The organism is Shewanella sp. TB7-MNA-CIBAN-0143, from assembly GCF_040310065.1.
In the GTDB taxonomy this organism is placed as follows: Bacteria; Pseudomonadota; Gammaproteobacteria; order Enterobacterales; family Shewanellaceae; genus Shewanella.
Window position 1 is genome coordinate 96,203 of record NZ_JBEOPL010000015.1, and the last position, 18,996, is coordinate 115,198.

Genomic DNA, 18,996 nt, shown 5'->3' on the forward strand with positions numbered 1-18,996 from the left:
TTTTTATTGCTGCTCCTCAGTTCAAATGGCTAATAATAATGAGCTAATCAGTTCAAAACCGCTGAGGAGTGCTAATCTAATTAGTCTTAGAGAGATGGTGTTGAATCAATCGCTGGCATTGCATAAATTGCTTCAATTAAACCGGTATGATGAATGTCATAATGTAGCGTTATTGCTATAATTTTAAGCCGTAATTATCTTGTTTGTAATGTGTTTAGTGGGTATTTATCTATTGTACTAAATAATTTATTATCACCTACATTTGTTAAGTTATTGATATTAATTGTCTTTTATTTTGTTTTGTCAAATGAGACAGTTTTACTGCTGGTGTCACATAACTGTCATGTCAATGTCATAGACTTGTCATCAATGAGGTCGATACTGACTACGTTTTAAAAACTTAGTACGCTTAATTCTGGAGCATTAAAATGAAACTGAACAAACTTGTCGGCGCGATTACTCTTACAGCCGCTGGCGTATTCTCAGCAGCATCAATGGCTGCTATTGACCCTACTTTACCAATATACGAAAAAACAAGTGGTGTTTCTGGTAACTTGTCTTCTGTTGGTTCTGATACATTAGCAAATATGATGACGTTATGGGCTGAAGAGTTCAAACATATTTACCCTAACGTTAATATCCAAATTCAAGCGGCAGGTTCTTCTACTGCGCCACCAGCGTTAACTGAAGGAACTTCTCAGTTCGGCCCAATGAGCCGCAAGATGAAGCCTAATGAAGTTGAAGCGTTTGAAAAGCATTATGGCTACCAGCCAACGGCAGTTCGTGTTGCAATCGATGCGTTAGCTGTATTCGTACACAAAGATAACCCTATAACAGGCTTAAGCATTGAACAAATTGATGCGATTTTTTCTTCTACACATAAGTGTGGCGGTAAAGAAATTAACCGTTGGGGTGATGCCGGTTTAGATGGTAACTGGGCTGCAAAAGATGTTCAGCTTTACGGTCGTAACTCAGTGTCTGGTACATATGGTTACTTTAAAGAAAAAGCGTTATGTAAAGGCGATTTCCGTCCAAACGTAAATGAGCAACCAGGTTCTGCTTCAGTTGTTCAGTCTGTATCACAGTCATTGAATGCCATTGGTTATTCAGGTATTGGTTATAAAACTGCTGGTGTAAAAGCGGTCGCTATCTCTAAGAAGGGTGATAAGTTTATCGAAGCCACAGCTGCGAATGCTGCCGACGGTACTTACCCACTTTCACGTTACTTATATGTTTATGTGAACAAGCATCCTAACAAAGACCTAACGCCAATGGATCGTGAATTCTTACGCTTCGTATTGTCTAAGCAAGGTCAACAAATTGTTGAGAAAGATGGTTATGTTCCATTACCAACATCTGTAATTACTAAAGATTTAGAGAAAGTAGGTATCAAGCTTTAATTAGCGAACTTTCCGTAAACTTAAAAAGGCCTCTTTGAGGCCTTTTTTGTTTTTTTTCGTTGAAAAAAAGATAAAAAAAAGCAACCTAATTAAGAGGTTGCTGCTATTGCTAAGGGCAATACTGTCGATAGATTGTTACTACTATCAAATAGGAGAATGATGATGAACAAAAAAACGCTACTAGCTGTTAATAAAGTAATGCAAATTCGGTTCATATATTCAGACTAGTCATTTTTCAGTTAGTTCCCTTGAATGCAAAAAAGTACTTATTTTTATTTAAAATAAATTTGAGTAGAAAATCCAGATATCAATGTAGCGGTAGACATTAAATGTGAAGGTATTGATCGATAGTCTCCATTAAGTTCAAAGCAGCATAAAACGAAAGTTGGAAGTGCAGAGCTAACTTTGCTGCTTAATAAATCTATATGCCTTGAATTGACAAGCGTGGTTACTCTGAGTGACTCGGTATTAATGCGGCTTTTTACAGCATATTTTTGGTGATGCTAATGCTATTATCTTTGCTAGATTTCATGTTTTATTGCCTTTGTAAGGATATTTTGTGACTGCAAAATGGAACGAACAACACGATTACCATTCAAGTGCCAATACTGATGCTTTATGCGTGCATCATCTTGAACTTAATATTGTGGTTAATTTTGACTTGCAGCAACTCAATGGCGTTGCCCGGTTGCAGTTTACCCGAAAAATGGCTGCACTTCCATTAGTGCTAGATTGCCGAGACTTGATCATAGAAGGTATCACCGACAGCGACGCTAATGTGTTGTCATATTATGTGAGTGATGTGAATGCCATATTGGGTCAAAAGCTGGTTATTGATGTGGGTGAACGATTAACTGAGGTGGTCATCCATTATCGTACATCAACAACTGCCCAGGGGCTTCAATGGCTTACTCCGGAACAAACCTTAGGCAAACAATTGCCTTACCTGTTCAGCCAATCGCAACCCATTAATGCTCGTAGCTGGATACCTTTACAAGATACCCCAAAAGCACGCATAACCTTTAATGCGACAGTTACCGCTCCGCAAGGTTTACGCGTGGTAATGAGTGCTGAAAATAACCCTGAATTGCCAGATAATGGTGTGTTTGAGTTTTGCATGAGCAAACCCATTCCAACACATTTATTAGCCATTGCTGTTGGAGAGTTAAGCTTCCAAGCCACTGGGCCTCGAAGTGGTATTTATACTGAACCCGGTATGCTTGCTGCTGCAGTTAAAGAATTTGAAGATACTGAATCAATGATCTTAATGGCAGAGTCCATACTAGGGCCTTATGCTTGGGGGCGTTATGACATGATTGTTTTGCCACCGAGTTTCCCTTTTGGTGGTATGGAAAATCCTATGCTGGCATTTATGACTCCCACGCTAATTGCTGGGGATAAAAGTCTTGTGTCCACGGTTGCTCATGAATTAGCCCATTCATGGACAGGTAATTTAGTCAGTAATGCGACTTGGCGAGATTTATGGCTTAACGAAGGATTTACCACTTACTTTACCAATCGTATTGTTGAAGCTATTTATGGTAAAGAGCAGGCAGAACTCGAATGGGTTATCGAGTACGGACGTTTGCAAGAGGAAATGGAATCTACTCCCTTAGTCAACCAAACTCTACCCGCCAATGTCCAAGACCAAGATCCTAATCTGGCATTTAATCGGTTTACCTACGATAAAGCATCGATGTTTGTTCATGAACTTGAAAGCCGATTAGGCCGGCCTGCATTCGATAGCTTTCTATCCCAGTATGTTGAGCATTTTTCGTTTCGCGCGATTACTACCGAAACATTCATTGATTATGTAAAACAGACATTGCTGGTGGAACATCACGATAAATTAACCCTGCCAGAACTCAATGAATGGGTATACGGGCAAGGATTACCACTATGGTTTAAAGGCCCTACATCAAGCAGCTTGGATAAAGTTGACTTGGCTGTGGAAGCTATTGTCAAAGGCGCTTTGGCAAGTGAGTTGTTGGTGAGTGAGTGGCGAGTTCATCACTGGCAGTATTTTCTGACTCAATTACCGTTAATGGTAAGCCAAGCCACGTTATTAGATTTAGATGATACTTTTACATTAACAAACAGTCCCAATGCCGAAATAGCGTGTGATTGGTATCGCGTTGCCATCCGTAATCACTATGATCCTGTATTACCAGCATTAAGTGATTATTTATGCCGTATCGGCAGAGGTAAATTTGTTAGACCTTTGTTTGTTGAATTACAAATAGCAGGCTATCAACAAGAATTAGCTGAAATTTATAAAAAAGCTCGTGCTGGTTATCATCCTTCATTGCAAATTCAGTTAGATAATTTACTCAATTTTTAACAAGAAAATGTTATGACCTTTTACATCAAAAAAAGACAAAAAAAAATGGCAGCCATATTGGCTGCCAAAATAACTCTTTCCGGGTTGTCATTAACGGTGCGCTAGCGTGTTAATACTTCCCAATGGGGATGATGAACATTAAAACGGTGTAGCAGTAACTCAATCTTAACTGAAGTTTGAGGTAAGTAGGATAAATCACTAAGCAGTGTCATCAATTAACTCCGGGGGAGAAGGCTAACTCATCATACTGCACTTACTTCAAACTACATTTTAATCATTACATACTTGTTCGTACAATAAATAAGACCGGGTGATATCAGGAAAGTTCACAAAGAAAATGAATTTTTTTAATTTATTTTGTGAGAGTAATTTTTTTGAACCCTTTGGTCGATATTTTTGGGGAAAGGATACGTTTTTTTAATTAAAAATAGCGTTAGAGTTAACCTGGATTCGATAATATAGATTATTAAAGCTATCGTAATTAGGCACTTAAGTTTTTTATTCTGAGGTGAACTCAAGTAAGTAATGGGTTACGCATATGACCGCGGCAAATATCGATGGTGAGGCATTTGGGTTTTATTTATGTAAAGCACAAAATAAACCTAAAAAAAGGGCAACCAATTTGGTTGCCTAAGTCGTTCTTTGTGGGTCGTGATTAACGGTGCGCTAGCGTGTTAATACTCCCCAAATAGGGATGATGATGAACAATAAACATTAAACGGTGTAGCAGTAACTCAATCTTAACTGAAGTTTGAGGTAAGCAGGATAAATCACTAAGCAGTGTCATCAATTAACTCCGGGGGAGAAGGCTAACTCATCATACTGCACTTACTTCAAACTACATTTTAATCATTACATACTTGTTCGTACAATAAATAAGACCGGGTGATATCAGGAAAGTTCACAAAGAAAATGAATTTTTTTAATTTATTTTGTGAGAGTAATTTTTTTTGATCTATATGGTCGATTTTCCCTGGAAAAGGTTTCGTTTTTTTAATTAAAAATAGTATTAGAATTAACCTAAACTTGATTTTTTTATAAATTCTGTTAGACGTCAACTAGCTTGTCCTATGCGCGTCAATTAAGTTGGCCGCTTTTGTCGTTTAATTTCATAGCTTGTTTTTTACGGTAACTATCTCCTTCAAGTCGGTAAATTTCAGCATGATGCACCAGCCTGTCTATCACAGCTACCGTCATCATATTGTCGCCAAAGATACTGTCCCAGTCACTAAATACCTGGTTCGTCGTTATCACCAAGCTATTGCGCTCATATCGATGTGCGATGAGTTCAAATAGAACCTGACTTTCACTGTCGCTCTTTTTTACATAGCCAATGTCATCCAAAATCAGTAGCTCATATTTATCGAGTTTTTTAAGCGCATCTTCTAGTCCTAAACCTTGTCGCGCTTTCTGTAGATGCTGCACCATGGCGGTTCCTGTTGTGAATTTAACTCGAACAGATTGCTCTATAAGGGCATAGCCTAACGCGGCGGCTAGGTGTGTTTTCCCCAGACCGCTTGCACCAAATAACAGTATGTTGTGGCCTTGCCTCAACCACCCGAGCTCACTGGCTTTATGCTTGATTTGAACGGCACTAATCCCTGTCACTTCACTAAAATCGTACTGTGATAGTTGTTTCCCTATGGGTAATTGGCTGTCTTTCAGTAAGCGCTTTAGGCGTATTTCTTGTCGGTGTGAGGCCTCTATTTCACATAACTGAGCGAGAAATAGCTCAGGCCCCCATTGCTCCTTCACCGCTTTTAGCGCGATATCAGGCCAAGCTTTTGCTATCGCGGGTAATCGTAACTCTTGTAATAATATAGGTAAGCTCAGTGGGTTAGCCATTGCGCCCTCCTAACAGTACGTCGTAACTTGAAACGCTATGTTGTTGACGATTAATCATGGGGGTAAATAGCGTATCAGGCCTGAAAACGCGTCGACATTCATCTATCGTTACCGCTTTTCCTGCTTCAAATGCGCTGAGAACGAAGCGGCCCAATGCAGCCTCACAATCATAGTTGGCAGCGATGACCAGTAAATCGACCATATAATGACAATCTGTATCAGTCACACCATCACGGGTGAGTGCCTGCCATAACTGCCAAAAATCGCCTTTAGGTATAAGGTCGTCTCTAAGTTGTGATGCTTTAAACGCATTGCGCTTCTTAGCCAATGCGTGGATAAGGTGCTGATAGTCTATTGAGCGGCCACGTGCTGCGCCTTGCGTGTGTATTCGCGCTAAGGTTAATGTGATTTCATGTCCATAGAAGAGGACGATGCGGTCATCATAAATGTGCGCCAGTAAGGTCACGCCAATGAGCCGTGATGGCACGGAATACGTCACACGCTTAATGGAAATCGTGCTGCTGGATGTCACTTTGACGTACTGCTCACAAAAGTCATTCGTTCGACGGACGGGTAAGGCGGACAAGTACGCGCACTCCTCAATGTAACGCGTGTGACATTGACGATTTATTTTAGCGACGATGGCATCGATGAATGCTCGGTATTGCTTTAAATCCAGGAAGTCACGGCTTTCGCGCAATAGCAATTGCTGCGCTATCTTTCGCTTTAGATGCCCATTAGGGCCTTCAATTGCGCCATTTTCATGGGCTATACCTTTATTGTTTCGAGTGGCTTTTACACCGTAATGCTGACATAACTTGGTGTAGCGCTCTGTGAGGACTTCTGCTTGTGTGTGGTTTTTAAAGGCAGCGCTTAAGCTATCTGTGCGGTGGGTTTTGGGTACACCCCCACTTTGCCAAAAGGCATTCTGCAGCCCGGATGACAATGACTCAAAGCTTTCGCCACCCAAGATGACTTCGACGTAAGTCCAGCCACTGAAAACCAAGCGGTAATGATAAAGTTTGTGTTTAAATGCACTGCCAGCGAGGGTGATATTCAATTCATTAGCCCAAGTGTAATTGGAAATCCCCATCGCTCCAGGTGTATGCTGTTGCCTGAAAATCACCTCTTTTTCTGGTCCGTATTTGACTCGCCATGTCTTGATACGGCGTTGTAAAGTCCTAAGTTGCGCGCGATCAAATTGCCCCGGTGCGATTTCTTCGAGTTTTTCAAATAATGTAATGGGTTGTAATGTGGGTTCTTTTTCAAGCAGTGGGACAATATGTTGTTCAAAAAGACCATTAAACGGATCTTTTCGAGTAGCGTATTGACGCGGTAATGGAGGGGGGTTGTGCTGCCCTGAATCAATACGTCTGGCTGTGCGGGATGAAAATCCTGCTTTAGCCGCTGCAGATGATTGAGTCTGTTTAGGTTGATTACGATAAGACATATATAGGTTAACCTGTGATTGATTTATGGTTTTTCCAGGCATATAAATCTCTCAATAATTATGTATGCCTAGAGCTTACCAAAACCGGACAAGCTAGTTGTCGCGAACCGGCCAAGTTAATTGTCGCCTAATAAAATTCTTTTTAATCAGTTGTTTATTCTGATTCTGAGGTGAATTCAGGTAAGTGATGGGTTACGCATATGACCGTGGCAAATATCGATGGTGAGGCATTTGGGTTTTATTTATGTAAAGCACAAAATAAACCTAAAAAAAGGGCAACCAATTTGGTTGCCTAAGTCGTTCTTTGTGGGTCGTGATTAACGGTGCGCTAGCGTGTTAATACTCCCCAAATAGGGATGATGAACAATAAACATTAAAACGGTGTAGCAGTAACTCAATCCTAACTGAAGCTTAAGGTAAGTAGGATAAATCACTAAGCAGTGTCATCAATTAACTCCGGGAGAGGAGGTTAACTCATTATGCTGCACTTACTTCAAACTACATCTTCTTCGTACAATAAATAAGACCGAGCGTAATTAGGAAAGTTCACAATAAAAATAATTTTTTTACATTTATTTTATGAGAGCAAGGTTTTTTGTTTTCTTAGCTGGTTTTTCGAAGGATTTATTAGGTTTTTAAGAGCTAAAAATGGCATTTAAATGAACCGAAACTCGATATTATAGTTTATCAAAGTCTTTATAATTAAGTGCTTATTTATCACTATGCTAGTTCTAGCTCTGAGGTGTACTCAAGTAAGCTATTGGTTCTGTATATGGTTGAGGTAAATATCGATGATGATGCTATTTTTGGTTTTATTTGTGTAAAACACAAAATGAACCTAAAAAAAGGGCAACCAATTTGGTTGCCTAAGTCGTTCTTTGTGGGTCGTGATTAACAGTGCGCTAGCGTGTTAATACTCCCCAAATAGGGATGATGAACATAAAACTGTCGCGACAAGCAAATACAAAAGTCAGTAATCAAACCTTTGGATACACGCTAAAACGTTGGAGGAAGACGCTTAGCGAATACATGTTCTTACTTGTTACATATACTCTGACTAGTGCTCGTTAGAATAGTTCATTAAATAATGAAAAAATTTAAAAATAGATAATCAATGGGCTTTACTCATCATTGGTAGTTGCACGTGGTTCTATGTAAATGACGTTTATCGTGGCATAACATCTGCTGTCTCGAGAGCCTAAAAATGGGTTTTACAAATTTTTTTTCAAGCTCCCAGACCAGGTTGCCCAATATCGAAATCGACTTAGCGAAACTCATTAGCTTAATTACTGTGAGTTAAACGACATCACCTATTTAGGTGTAGTGATAAACATGCGCAGTGCTAGTTAGCCCCTATCTCTTAATAATAGCTGGGATAAATCGATGAGAATGGTTTTATTTCATGTTGGTAATATCAAACTTGGCTAATATTGCTTTGCCTATTTATGCTACTTGCCTATTTACGATAATAGGGCGCATTGACACATTGCTGTGTGTTGAGAGCAAGCCAATGCGGTGAAGTTAGCTGGTTATGATCTTATGTTGATGAGCTCCCTATATAGAAAACACATCACTAGGGTAGACCTAAGCTAGACCATGCAACGCATTCTAGTTGCGTTGTACAATCAACAGACATAAAAAAAGGCAATCAAATGACTGCCTATCGATCGACTTAGCGATCAAGGGGACCGCGCTAGAAGTCCCAGGGAGATGATGAACAAAAGTGAATATCACTGTTACTAAGTTGGAGTACCTAATGGTTTAAAAGTTCAATATAAATGAATTCTTTTATCAAAATAGTGAGATTAATTTTATACTGATTATTTTTCAGTGGCTTAAGAGTTTACTTTTTCTAACGGTTTTCCATTGTTTGAGTACTTCTATTCGAAAATATCGTTAAATGAAAATGTGGCAGACTTTAGATGTTCACTTACAGGAACTGACTAAGCCGTGAGCAAAAGCAGGGTGATTATCATGACATCAATCACCCAAAGCCATTCTCATTGATTATCAGCCTTCGATTACACGATAGAGGCTATGGCTATCTAAGCAGTTTTTCAATGACAGCGTTAAGGTCTTCTGGTTTTGTTGTTGGTGCATATCGTTCAATCACGTTTCCTTGTTTATCGACTAAAAACTTAGTGAAGTTCCATTTTATTGACTCACTACCTAAAAGGCCTTTGGCAGACTTTTTAAGATGTTGATATAACGGATGGCTGTTACTGCCATTGACTTCAATTTTACTGAATAATGGGAATGTCACGCCAAAGTTTAGTTCGCAAAATTGGCTGATCTCATCTTCATTGCCTTGTTCTTGCTTGCCGAATTGATTGCAAGGAAAGCCTAAAATAACTAAACCGCGATCTTTATACTGTTGATATAGTGCTTCAAGTGCTTTGTATTGTGGGGTGAAGCCACATTTACTTGCTGTATTAACAATAAGCAAAACGTGATCTTTAAAATTCTCCATAACAACATCATTGCCTTGAATGTCTTTTACGGAAATAGGGTAAATAGCTGCGGTCATGTGATGCTCCTTTATATGAAAGATAAACTATAATGTGAAAATGCTTAGCTGGCAATTAAGTTGTTGGCAACCTAATTTATCTGTTTGCTTATCAATACCAATTTCAATATAGTTGCGCATATTTTACTATCAAGAATTAAGGGCGGGCTGATGAGTGAATTAAAGAACGAACTTAGTTCTGAAGATGAAATCGACACCAGTTCACAACCACAGGCTGATGTCAGTCAAGTGGTTCATTTGTTAACTGAAGCAGAAGGCGATGAACAGGCCGAAATGTTCAGTGAAATCTTGACTGAAGCAGAACCAGGCACAATTGCTTTATTATTAGAATCGTTACCACTTGATGAACGTTATGAACGTTGGCAGCAAGTCGATGTTGAAGAGCGTGTAGACGTTCTAAACTTAATGCGCGCCGATCCTCGTTTAGGCATTGTTAAGAAAATGCCAGATGAGGAACTAGACTTACTCTTTTCTCAATTAAGTCCTGAAGACCTTATTGAATGGAGTGATTCATTACCTGACAACATTACCGATCGTGCATTAGCACAGATGGGTGAACGTCAACGTAAGCACTTCGAACTGTATGATCAATATTCTGAAAATGAAATCGGTCGTTATGCTGATCACCAGATGTTGGCATTAAGTCTTACCTCTACCGTCGCGCAAGGACAACGCTTTTTTCGCCGAATTGACTTAGATTGTAATGACCATCTATTTTTAGTAGATAAAAACGATAAATATTTAGGTACAGTGCGTCGTTATGACGTTTTCAGAACTGCGGATCTTGATACTCAATTGCAGGCGTTAAAATGGGATGACAGCCGAGTTATCTCTGCGGATTCATCTTTAATCGAAGCAGCCGAAGCCATTGAGCATAGTCGCGAACTTGAATTACCGGTTGTCGATGAAGATGGTATATTAATTGGGCGAATGACACTGCGAACTGCTACAGCATTAGTGCGTGAACATTACGAAGCACAATTAATGGCAACTGCTGGTATGGATGAACACGACGATTTATTCGCCCCGATAGTGGTGGGTGCAAAGCGTCGTGCCGTGTGGCTAGGGATAAACTTACTCACGGCATTTTTAGCATCTGCTACTATTGGATTATTCGAAAATGTATTGTCGCAAGTGGTCGCGTTAGCGGTATTGATGCCAATTGTGGCTTCAATGGGTGGCATTGCAGGTAGCCAGTCGTTAACGTTAATGATCCGCGGTATGGCAATGGGTCAGATTTCTGCTGGTAACGTGATGTCGTTGATGAAAAACGAACTCGGTATCGGTGCGCTAAATGGCATGTTATGGTCGATTGTCATCGGTATTATTGCCGGATGGTGGTTTAACGATACGATAATGGGCGTCGTTATTGCCTGTGCTATTTTAGTTAATATGGCTGTTGCTGCGATTGCTGGTGTGATGGTGCCGATGATTTTACAGCGCTTTAATCAAGACGCAGCTTTATCTGGTTCAGTTATTCTGACCACAGTGACTGACGTTGTAGGCTTTTTTACTTTTTTGGGGTTAGCCACCATATTTTATCTGTAAAAGGTCAATTTCAGAGACATCGAAATACACTGATTCAATACTGCTAACGCTTTACTTAAATGGTCTTGAGTTTCTCAAGGCCATTTTTTTCAACAAAAAAGCAAGTTGCAGGCAACTTGCTTTTTAAACTTGATGAGAAAATTCTGTTAAATTATTTCCACTTAGCAGGCGCGAACTCCATTTCTGCATTATCGTCAAAGTAACGGCGCTTAGTATCTCGGCGACGCTGTTTTACTTTTTTCGATTTTGGTTTTCCCTTGATGTTATCGCCCCATGGCGCATCATCTTCATCAAATTCAAATGAGTGTGACATTTTCAACATTCCAGATAACTGTACCTCTGTTGGTACAGCCTCTTTTTACCTAAAGTTAATGACAAGCTAAAGCGAAATATTTCATCCTTGATGGTAAAAATTATTGCACGTAAAAATGACACTGATATGACAATTCATTTTTTACTTTAAATAATTAAACTTTACTAAGCACCAATTCATTAAGGCATTGAGCTAATTGTTGTTGCCAAGGTTTGGGCATGGCGATTGAGTGCGATAAGCGGGTGTCTAACACACTGAAAGTGGGTCTATTAACGATAGATGCATATTGTTCTGATGTCATAGGCTGCAAATAAATTGATTGAGGTAATAAGCCTAACGCTATTCCTTGTGTTTTGATCTCTTGAGCAAACTCATACCAAGTACACTTACCTGCATTACTCCAATGGTAAATAACTGACCATTGTTTTTGTGAACACAGTTTCCACAGAAAAGTGCAAAGTCGTCAACGGCAGTCTAATGAGCAATGAATATCTATTTAATTGTGCTCCGAAGAGTTATTAAAAAGCTTTCAGTACTTTGATTATAAGAGTCATACTTCATTGTTAGTTTATTCTGATTTGCTGACCTAGTCCTTCGATTTTATCGACTCTATATCGCTCTGCGTCTGGGCCTGTAATTCGCCTAAATTTTACATCTAACAAATATAAGTGATCGGAATAGACTTGATAAATATGTCCACGATCTAAAATGATAATGTTACCACTTTTATCCCACTTAAATGTTCCGCTGCCACGATAAGGATTGGGATCAGTGCCTAGACGAATAGTGTGGATGGTATATTGGTTCGGTTGGGTTAGTTCAAGAGTGGTATCCATTCCATCGCAACTCGGGCATGGGAATACACCATGATATACACCTTGCCATTGCAAAGTGTTTTGACTACTTGAAGTTGTATCTATAGTCGAGGTGTCTTGTTGGCCGCAGCCGACGATTGTTAATATAATCACTAACCATAAATTTTTCATCTAAAATCCTTTTAGATACAAAATTGTTACGAATGTGACGCTCGGCAGTTCTGGTTTTATGTGTCTCAAGTGAATGATCAACAATTTAAAATAATATTCACTTTTATAAATGTGACTATGTAAAACATGTCTATTTGACTCAAGCTAAACCAGTATGACGAGGATGACTTTAATATAGATAACCAAAGCGCACTCGCGCTTTTATCATCAATTAATCCCGATGTTAATTCTTGATGTTAATATATAGGTATATCATAGATTTTGAGTATTAACGGTTAAACTTTAGTCTGTATATCGAAAAATTGTTTTATTTCATCAATTCTATCCATTGCATCTTGATAACCTAAATCAATCAAGGTGGTGGTATAGCTTTTTTCGAATAATAAATACGACACAATACTCGAGTCAGACTGTCTGTTAATACCAAATAATTTCAATAAAGTTCTGATTGCAAAAGGCATATCATCATAGAACCGTTCTGCAATTCGGCTTAAATCTTGACTAGGTTTTATCACTAAAGTATCAATATGACGCAAGTTCAAGGTTTCACGGTCTTGTGGGGATATCATTGATAAGGTGCTGTTGACCCGTTGCAGACGCTCTAAGTCGCTGTTCAATGTGTCCGAGAAAATGGTATCTAATAAATGTCCGGCGATTGTTGCTGTTTTAGGGTGATATTCAAACTCGATGGGAAAGTGTTTGTGTGGACTGTCTAAATTAATCACAAATATTTTACTAGCACCTAGGTGGATAGGGCTTGATAGTGGCGATAATTGATGGACGGACCCATCACCATAATAGGCTTGATTAAGTTTAATTGATGGGAATACCATTGGAATTGCTGAGCTTGCAAGTAAGTGCTCAGTATTTAATAAACTGCGAATACCAACTCGTCTAGCACGTTGCCAATCATCAATGTGTTCGTTACCTTGATAGAAAGTATATGAACGTGAATTGTTGTAGCATGATGAGTCGATACTGATAGCTTTGAGTGCATCATTACCAATATTACGATCAATTCTTTTAAAATCGATAAGGTTATTCAGCAACTCTCGTAATGGTTGATTATCCAGTAGGCTGCCAGCATCAGTATTGACTTTGTCATCTTGTAGACCTTTAATTGCCATTCGTCCCAAATGTCTCAACACTTGAGGGATCGAAGTGCGATAGACTTTATGGGTTTCAAAATGACGCCACACCCAGTCCAGTTTTTTTATGGCCAAATGGAAACAAGATGCGTGGGTCGCTATCGATATTGCATTAATAGCACCTGCAGATGTACCACAAATAATATCAAATGGAACATTATGGTTGCGTGGGTAAAACTGCACTAACGCTTTTAATACGCCAATTTGATAAGCCGCCCTGGCTCCACCACCTCCAAGTACTAATGCTGTTGATACTGGCAATATCGGTCCTTTAATCGGTTAAGTTTGTTTGATTCTAGTATGAATTCTTTTTGTGTTCTACACCAGTTACCAATAAGTCGACTACGCTATTTATTGTCTATCCTTTATCTTCACTATATCTATTATCGAGGTTAATACTTTGAGATGAAAAGTTGAACATGATTACGAGCACTCATTTGCAACACCATATCGAGATTGATAATAAGATCTAAAGTAAACTTTTACTCGTATGGTTATTTAGTCTTCATGATAAAACTAATGTAAATAGTTCATCATAGATTGTTGATGTTGATTTTGTTAACGAATACCCAATTGATTATACCAATTTAAGGATGGCATGTGGCTCTGTTTAAGACAACATCAGAAGTATCGGTTGATAACGATGCAGCACATAAAGCAAAGCAACTTTCTCCCTGGAAAATTGCCATCATTGATGATGAACCAGGCATACATGATGTGACTAAATTTGCATTAAGTCATTTTGAGTTGGAAGGTAGGAAACTCGCTTTTTATTCAAGTTTTAGCGCTGAAGATGGATTCATTTTACTACGCGATGAGCCTGATATCGCGCTCGCATTTATCGATGTTGTGATGGAAAACGATCACGCGGGGCTGGATTTAGTTGAACGTATTCGAGGTGAGTTAAATAATCACAGTACAAGGATTATTCTTCGCACTGGTCAGCCGGGCAGCGCTCCTGAGGAAAGGGTGATCAGAGAGTTTGATATTAATGACTACAAAGCAAAAACAGAATTAACCGCTACCAAACTTAAATCGTGTGTTTATGCTTCCTTGCGCTCGTATCGAGATATTAAAACAATTGAACTAAGTCAACGTGGGATGGAGAAAGTCATCCAAGCTTCTTCTTCAGTGCTACTAAGCAATACACTGCATAATTTTGGCAGTGCTGTTCTTGAACAAACATTGCAATTACTTAATTTGAATAGCTCAGCGCTTTATTTAACCAGTTTTCGTGAAGATCTCTACCAAGATACTCATATGAACCTATTAGCCGCGACTGGCGATATGGTGAGTTACCGTGAAATAGAAAATGTCGAATCACTACCGGGTGAAGTGAAAGAGTATATTATTGAAGCCATTAGTATAGAGAAGTCGATAGTTCACGATAATATTTATGTAGGCTTTTATAAGTTTGGCCACGATGTTACCAGTATTTTATACCTCCAACACGACAGCGCATTAACGCCTTTGCAGGTCAGGATCCTTGAATTATTTGCTGCCAATGTTAGTTTGACCTTTGAAAACCTTTCAAGCAAAGAAAATGTCCAACAAACGCAACGTGAACTGATCCTAATTATTGGTGATGCGATTGAACAGCGCAGTAAAGAAACCGGTGCTCATGTTAGGCGTGTGGCAGTGATGAGTGAAATGCTGGCTAACCATATTGGTATGAGCGATGATTTTGTTGAAACCATGCGCTATGCAGCCCCTTTACATGATGTGGGTAAAATTGGTATCCCTGAAAGTATTTTACATAAACCCGGTAAGTTGACCGATAGTGAGTGGGAAATCATGAAAACCCATGCAGAAAAGGGCTACACCTTACTTGCGGCATCAAATCGTATCATAGCCAAAATGGGCGCTCGTATTGCCTATACACATCATGAACGATGGGACGGTAATGGTTATCCTCGTGGGTTAGTTGCTGATGCAATACCGATTGAAGGTCGCATTATGGCTATCGTGGATGTAATTGATGCACTGTTGTCAAAACGCAGTTATAAAGACGCCTGGTCCGCTGAAAAAGTAAGAGATTATTTAATTGAGCAGTCAGGTAAGCAATTTGATCCTTTGATGTGTGATGCCAGTTTAACCTTGCTTGATAAGTTTGTAGAGATCCAGCAACAAATGCCAGATGAACCTGCGCAAAGCACACATTAAGTTATCTATTATGAATCAGAATTTAGATCAAGTATTACTGGCTGTCAGCCGGTCTGAATTAATTGATACTGGAAACTTAGATTCGGCTTCAAAATTGATTGTCGATTCAGTTTGTCGCGGACTCGATATCGACAGGGCAGGTATATGGTTGTTAACAGAAGATAATCAATCAATCGGTTGTTTTTTATTAGTTGATAATCAAACTAAACAAAATAATATCACGCTAACTCGCTTAGCGTTTCCGGGGTATTTTCGCGCTCTCGATACAGAAAGAACGATTGCTGCCAGTGATGCTATGACAGATCCAGCAACCTGTGAATTTAAAGAGATTTATTTACGTCCCAATGCAATCACAGCCATGTTAGACAGCCCAATAAGGCATGCTGGTAAAATGATCGGCATTATCTGTTGTGAGCATAAGGGAGGCGTTAGGCATTGGAGCCGTGATGAGCAATCATTTGTGAGCTCTTTGGCTGATTTGTATGGTAGAGCTGTTAACGCTAAAAAGGTCAAAGCTTACCAAAATGAACTTGAATTGAATAATTTAGCCTTAGAAGCAGAAGTTGAAAAGCGAACCGCAGAGTTAAAAAATGCGATTAATAACCTACAAGTAACGCAAACCAGTTTAATAGAGAGCGAAAAGCTTGCCGCCTTAGGTAATCTTGTTGCTGGTGTTGCACATGAAGTGAATACTCCATTAGGTATTTCGGTGACATCAACAAGCCACTGCATTGATGAGTTAACTAAACTCAAAACTTTGTTCGCTGCGGGTGAATTAGAACAACAAGACTTTGAAGAGTTTATCCATACACTTACTGACGGATTACATTTAATTGAACGCAATTTATCGCGTGCCGCAGAGTTAGTTCATAACTTTAAACGCACCGCCGCTGACCAGCTTATTTTAGAAAAAGAGCAGGTTAATTTAACTGAATATTTGGAGCAAATATCTTCCCCTCTTAGGCCATTAACCCGTAAGCAAGGTATCGAACTTGATATTCAATTAGAACCCGACTTGGTTGTTGAATCTTATCCTGGTGCTATTGCACAAATCTTTACTAATTTGGTGTCCAATTGCTTTCGGCATGCATTTCCTGTCGATTATGTAGGACAAAAGCGAATTATATTAGGCGCTAATTACTGTGGTGATGAAATAAAGATGTTTTACAAAGATAATGGCAAAGGTTTGAGCCCTGAAGTAAAGCGGAGAATATTTGAACCTTTTTTTACTACTGCACGCAATATTGGTGGCACAGGGTTAGGCATGTCTATTGTGTATAATCTAGTAACGCAAAAATTAGGCGGTAGGCTTGAGATTATTTCAGAGTTGAATCAAGGCCTTGAAATCGATATTTATATCAAAAATATTACATAAAAGTGTTTTGCAGCGATAAAAAAACGCACCCTAAAGTGCGTTTTTAACAGGTTATATTGTTAATAACTAGCCTTTAGCTGCATTTGTTAAAAACGCCACAATCTCATCGAATGGAATATCTTGTTTCTCACCCGTACGACGGTTTTTATATTCAAATACACCTGCATCAATATTACGATCGCCAATCACGACAACATGCGGTAAGCCAATGAGCTCCATGTCGGCAAACATAACCCCAGGACGCTCTTTACGATCATCCATCAATACTTCAACACCAGCATCAGCCAGGTCTTGGTAAAGTTTTTCGGCAATGTCAGCTACACGATGTGACTTATGCATATTCATTGGCAAAATGCCTACAGTAAACGGTGCAATCGCTTCAGGCCAGGTAATGCCACGTTCATCGTTGTTTTGCTCAATAGCAGCAGCCACAATACGACTCACGCCAACGCCGTAACAACCCATCAATAACACTTGGGCTTTACCGTTTTCGTCTAACACGGTGGCATTCATTGATTTAGAATAACTTGTTCCCAACTGGAAGATATGGCCGACTTCAATACCACGAGCCATGGCATACGTACCTAAGCCATCAGGCGTTGGTTCACCTTCGACCACATTACGGATATCCGCTGCAGTCGTTAGAGGCAAATCGCGCTCCCAGTTAATACCAAAATAATGCTTAGCTTCAGTGTTGGCACCCGCGGCAAAATCGCTCATCACAGTCACACTATGATCAACAATAATTGGCATCGTTAAGCCAACAGGTCCTATAGAACCAGGACCTGCACCCACTGCTGCACGAATTTCTGCTTCTGAAGCAAATTCAAATGGAGACGCGACTAATTCAAGTTTGTCGGCTTTAATTTCGTTAAGTTCGTGATCGCCACGGATAACTAAGGCAACTAATGGCGCTTCGTCAGTAGCACCTTTTACGATTAAGGTTTTAACCGTTTTAGTGATGACTAAACCAAATTGCTCAACTAACTCAGCAATCGTTTTGGCGTTAGGCGTATCCACTAACGTCATCGCTTCAGTCGGCGTGGCAAGAGTGTCGGTTGGCATTGGTGATTCGGCTTTTTCAATGTTAGCGGCATAATCGCTACCCGTTGAATAAGCGATCAAATCTTCACCACTGTTAGCCAGTACATGGAATTCATGCGACATGCTACCACCGATAGAACCAGTATCAGCCAGTACAGGACGGAATGATAATCCCATACGAGTCAGAATATTGCTGTATGCGGTATGCATAGCGTGGTAAGTGTTATCCATGGTTTCTTGATCTAAATGGAAAGAATAGGCATCTTTCATCAAGAATTCACGCGCGCGCATGACGCCGAAGCGAGGGCGAACTTCATCACGGAACTTAGTTTGTACTTGGTAAAGTGTTAACGGCAGTTGCTTGTAAGAACTTAATTCTTTACGGACTAAATCGGTGATCACTTCTTCATGGGTTGGCCCCAATACGAAGTCACGATTATTACGGTCTTGGAAACGTAATAATTCAGGACCAAACTTGTCCCAACGGCCCGTTTCAACCCATAAATCAGCAGGCTGAACTAACGGCATTAATATTTCGATAGCGCCTGTTTTATTCATTTCTTCACGAACAATGGCTTCAACTTTACGTAAAACACGTAAACCTGATGGAAGCCAAGTGTAGAGACCTGAAGCATTACGACGGATCATACCGGCACGTAACATTAACTGATGACTAATCACCTCTGCATTAGCAGGGGTTTCTTTTTGTGTTGAAAGCAGGTACTTGCTAACTCGCATTCCCAATGTCCAAAATAGTTGCTATGAATTAGCATCATTTTAGCACCTGCAACAATGATGTCACCTGCTAATTCGACTCAAAAGTAGCCTTTGTTATACTTTAACCGCAAGTGACCGT

The 18,996-nt window shown here is 39.6% G+C and carries 13 protein-coding genes; 5 read left to right on the plus strand and 8 right to left on the minus strand.

All coding sequences use genetic code 11. The features are described 5' to 3' along the window. Positions 1–428: 428 nt before the first annotated feature. Both AAEY97_RS13540 and AAEY97_RS13545 read left to right on the plus strand, forming a co-directional pair. Positions 429–1,400: a PstS family phosphate ABC transporter substrate-binding protein gene (locus AAEY97_RS13540; protein WP_101086502.1), complete on the plus strand. Its 972-nt coding sequence runs from the start codon at positions 429–431 to the stop codon at positions 1,398–1,400. Positions 1,401–1,959: 559 nt separating this feature from the next. Then, positions 1,960–3,741, plus strand: a complete 1,782-nt coding sequence (locus AAEY97_RS13545) for a M1 family metallopeptidase (RefSeq protein ID WP_350999357.1) — start codon at positions 1,960–1,962, stop codon at positions 3,739–3,741. A 1,077-nt stretch (positions 3,742–4,818) separates the two neighbouring features. Here the strand turns inward: AAEY97_RS13545 and istB are convergent. From istB to AAEY97_RS13560, 3 genes are all read right to left on the minus strand, one after another. Continuing rightward, on the minus strand, positions 4,819–5,586 hold the full coding sequence (istB, locus tag AAEY97_RS13550; protein WP_192114610.1) for an IS21-like element helper ATPase IstB: 768 nt from the start codon (positions 5,584–5,586) through the stop codon (positions 4,819–4,821). After that, entirely contained in the window at positions 5,579–7,078 is a 1,500-nt protein-coding gene (gene istA, locus AAEY97_RS13555) for an IS21 family transposase (protein WP_350999360.1), read from the minus strand. The genes istB and istA overlap by 8 nt, the downstream gene beginning before the upstream one ends. Positions 7,079–9,077: 1,999 nt before the next feature. Then, a complete protein-coding gene (locus AAEY97_RS13560; protein WP_182744738.1) occupies positions 9,078–9,563 on the minus strand; it encodes a glutathione peroxidase in 486 nt (161 codons plus the stop codon). Between the two features lie 150 nt (positions 9,564–9,713). Here AAEY97_RS13560 and AAEY97_RS13565 point away from each other — a divergent pair, with 150 nt between their 5' ends. After that, a complete protein-coding gene (locus AAEY97_RS13565) occupies positions 9,714–11,111 on the plus strand; it encodes a magnesium transporter (protein ID WP_101086525.1) in 1,398 nt (465 codons plus the stop codon). Between the two features lie 151 nt (positions 11,112–11,262). On the opposite strand, the gene AAEY97_RS13570 is transcribed toward AAEY97_RS13565, so the two are convergent. The 4 genes from AAEY97_RS13570 to AAEY97_RS13585 form a co-directional block, all read right to left on the minus strand. Then, the gene (locus tag AAEY97_RS13570; protein ID WP_041413129.1) at positions 11,263–11,424 is read right to left on the minus strand and encodes a hypothetical protein; all 162 of its coding nucleotides are present in this window, start codon (positions 11,422–11,424) and stop codon (positions 11,263–11,265) included. Positions 11,425–11,578: 154 nt separating this feature from the next. Beyond that, positions 11,579–11,872 carry a sugar nucleotide-binding protein gene (locus AAEY97_RS13575; protein ID WP_192116310.1) on the minus strand — a complete coding sequence of 98 codons (294 nt, stop codon included), beginning with the start codon at positions 11,870–11,872 and terminating at the stop codon, positions 11,579–11,581. Positions 11,873–11,987: 115 nt separating this feature from the next. Beyond that, positions 11,988–12,410 (minus strand): copper resistance protein NlpE, encoded by a 423-nt coding sequence (locus AAEY97_RS13580; protein ID WP_162023574.1) that lies wholly within the window; start codon positions 12,408–12,410, stop codon positions 11,988–11,990. Positions 12,411–12,685: 275 nt separating this feature from the next. Further along, positions 12,686–13,819, minus strand: a complete 1,134-nt coding sequence (locus AAEY97_RS13585) for a patatin-like phospholipase family protein (RefSeq protein WP_101086528.1) — start codon at positions 13,817–13,819, stop codon at positions 12,686–12,688. A 339-nt stretch (positions 13,820–14,158) separates the two neighbouring features. Here AAEY97_RS13585 and AAEY97_RS13590 point away from each other — a divergent pair, with 339 nt between their 5' ends. Together AAEY97_RS13590 and AAEY97_RS13595 are read left to right on the plus strand one after the other, a co-directional pair. After that, positions 14,159–15,721, plus strand: coding sequence for a DUF3369 domain-containing protein (locus AAEY97_RS13590; RefSeq protein WP_350999364.1), 1,563 nt, complete (start codon positions 14,159–14,161; stop codon positions 15,719–15,721). Between the two features lie 10 nt (positions 15,722–15,731). Then, complete coding sequence (locus AAEY97_RS13595; RefSeq protein WP_350999367.1) at positions 15,732–17,096, plus strand: sensor histidine kinase; 1,365 nt, start codon at positions 15,732–15,734, stop codon at positions 17,094–17,096. Positions 17,097–17,162: 66 nt separating this feature from the next. On the opposite strand, the gene AAEY97_RS13600 is transcribed toward AAEY97_RS13595, so the two are convergent. Next, on the minus strand, positions 17,163–18,878 hold the full coding sequence (locus AAEY97_RS13600) for a proline--tRNA ligase (protein WP_350999370.1): 1,716 nt from the start codon (positions 18,876–18,878) through the stop codon (positions 17,163–17,165). Between the last annotated feature and the right edge of the window lie 118 nt (positions 18,879–18,996).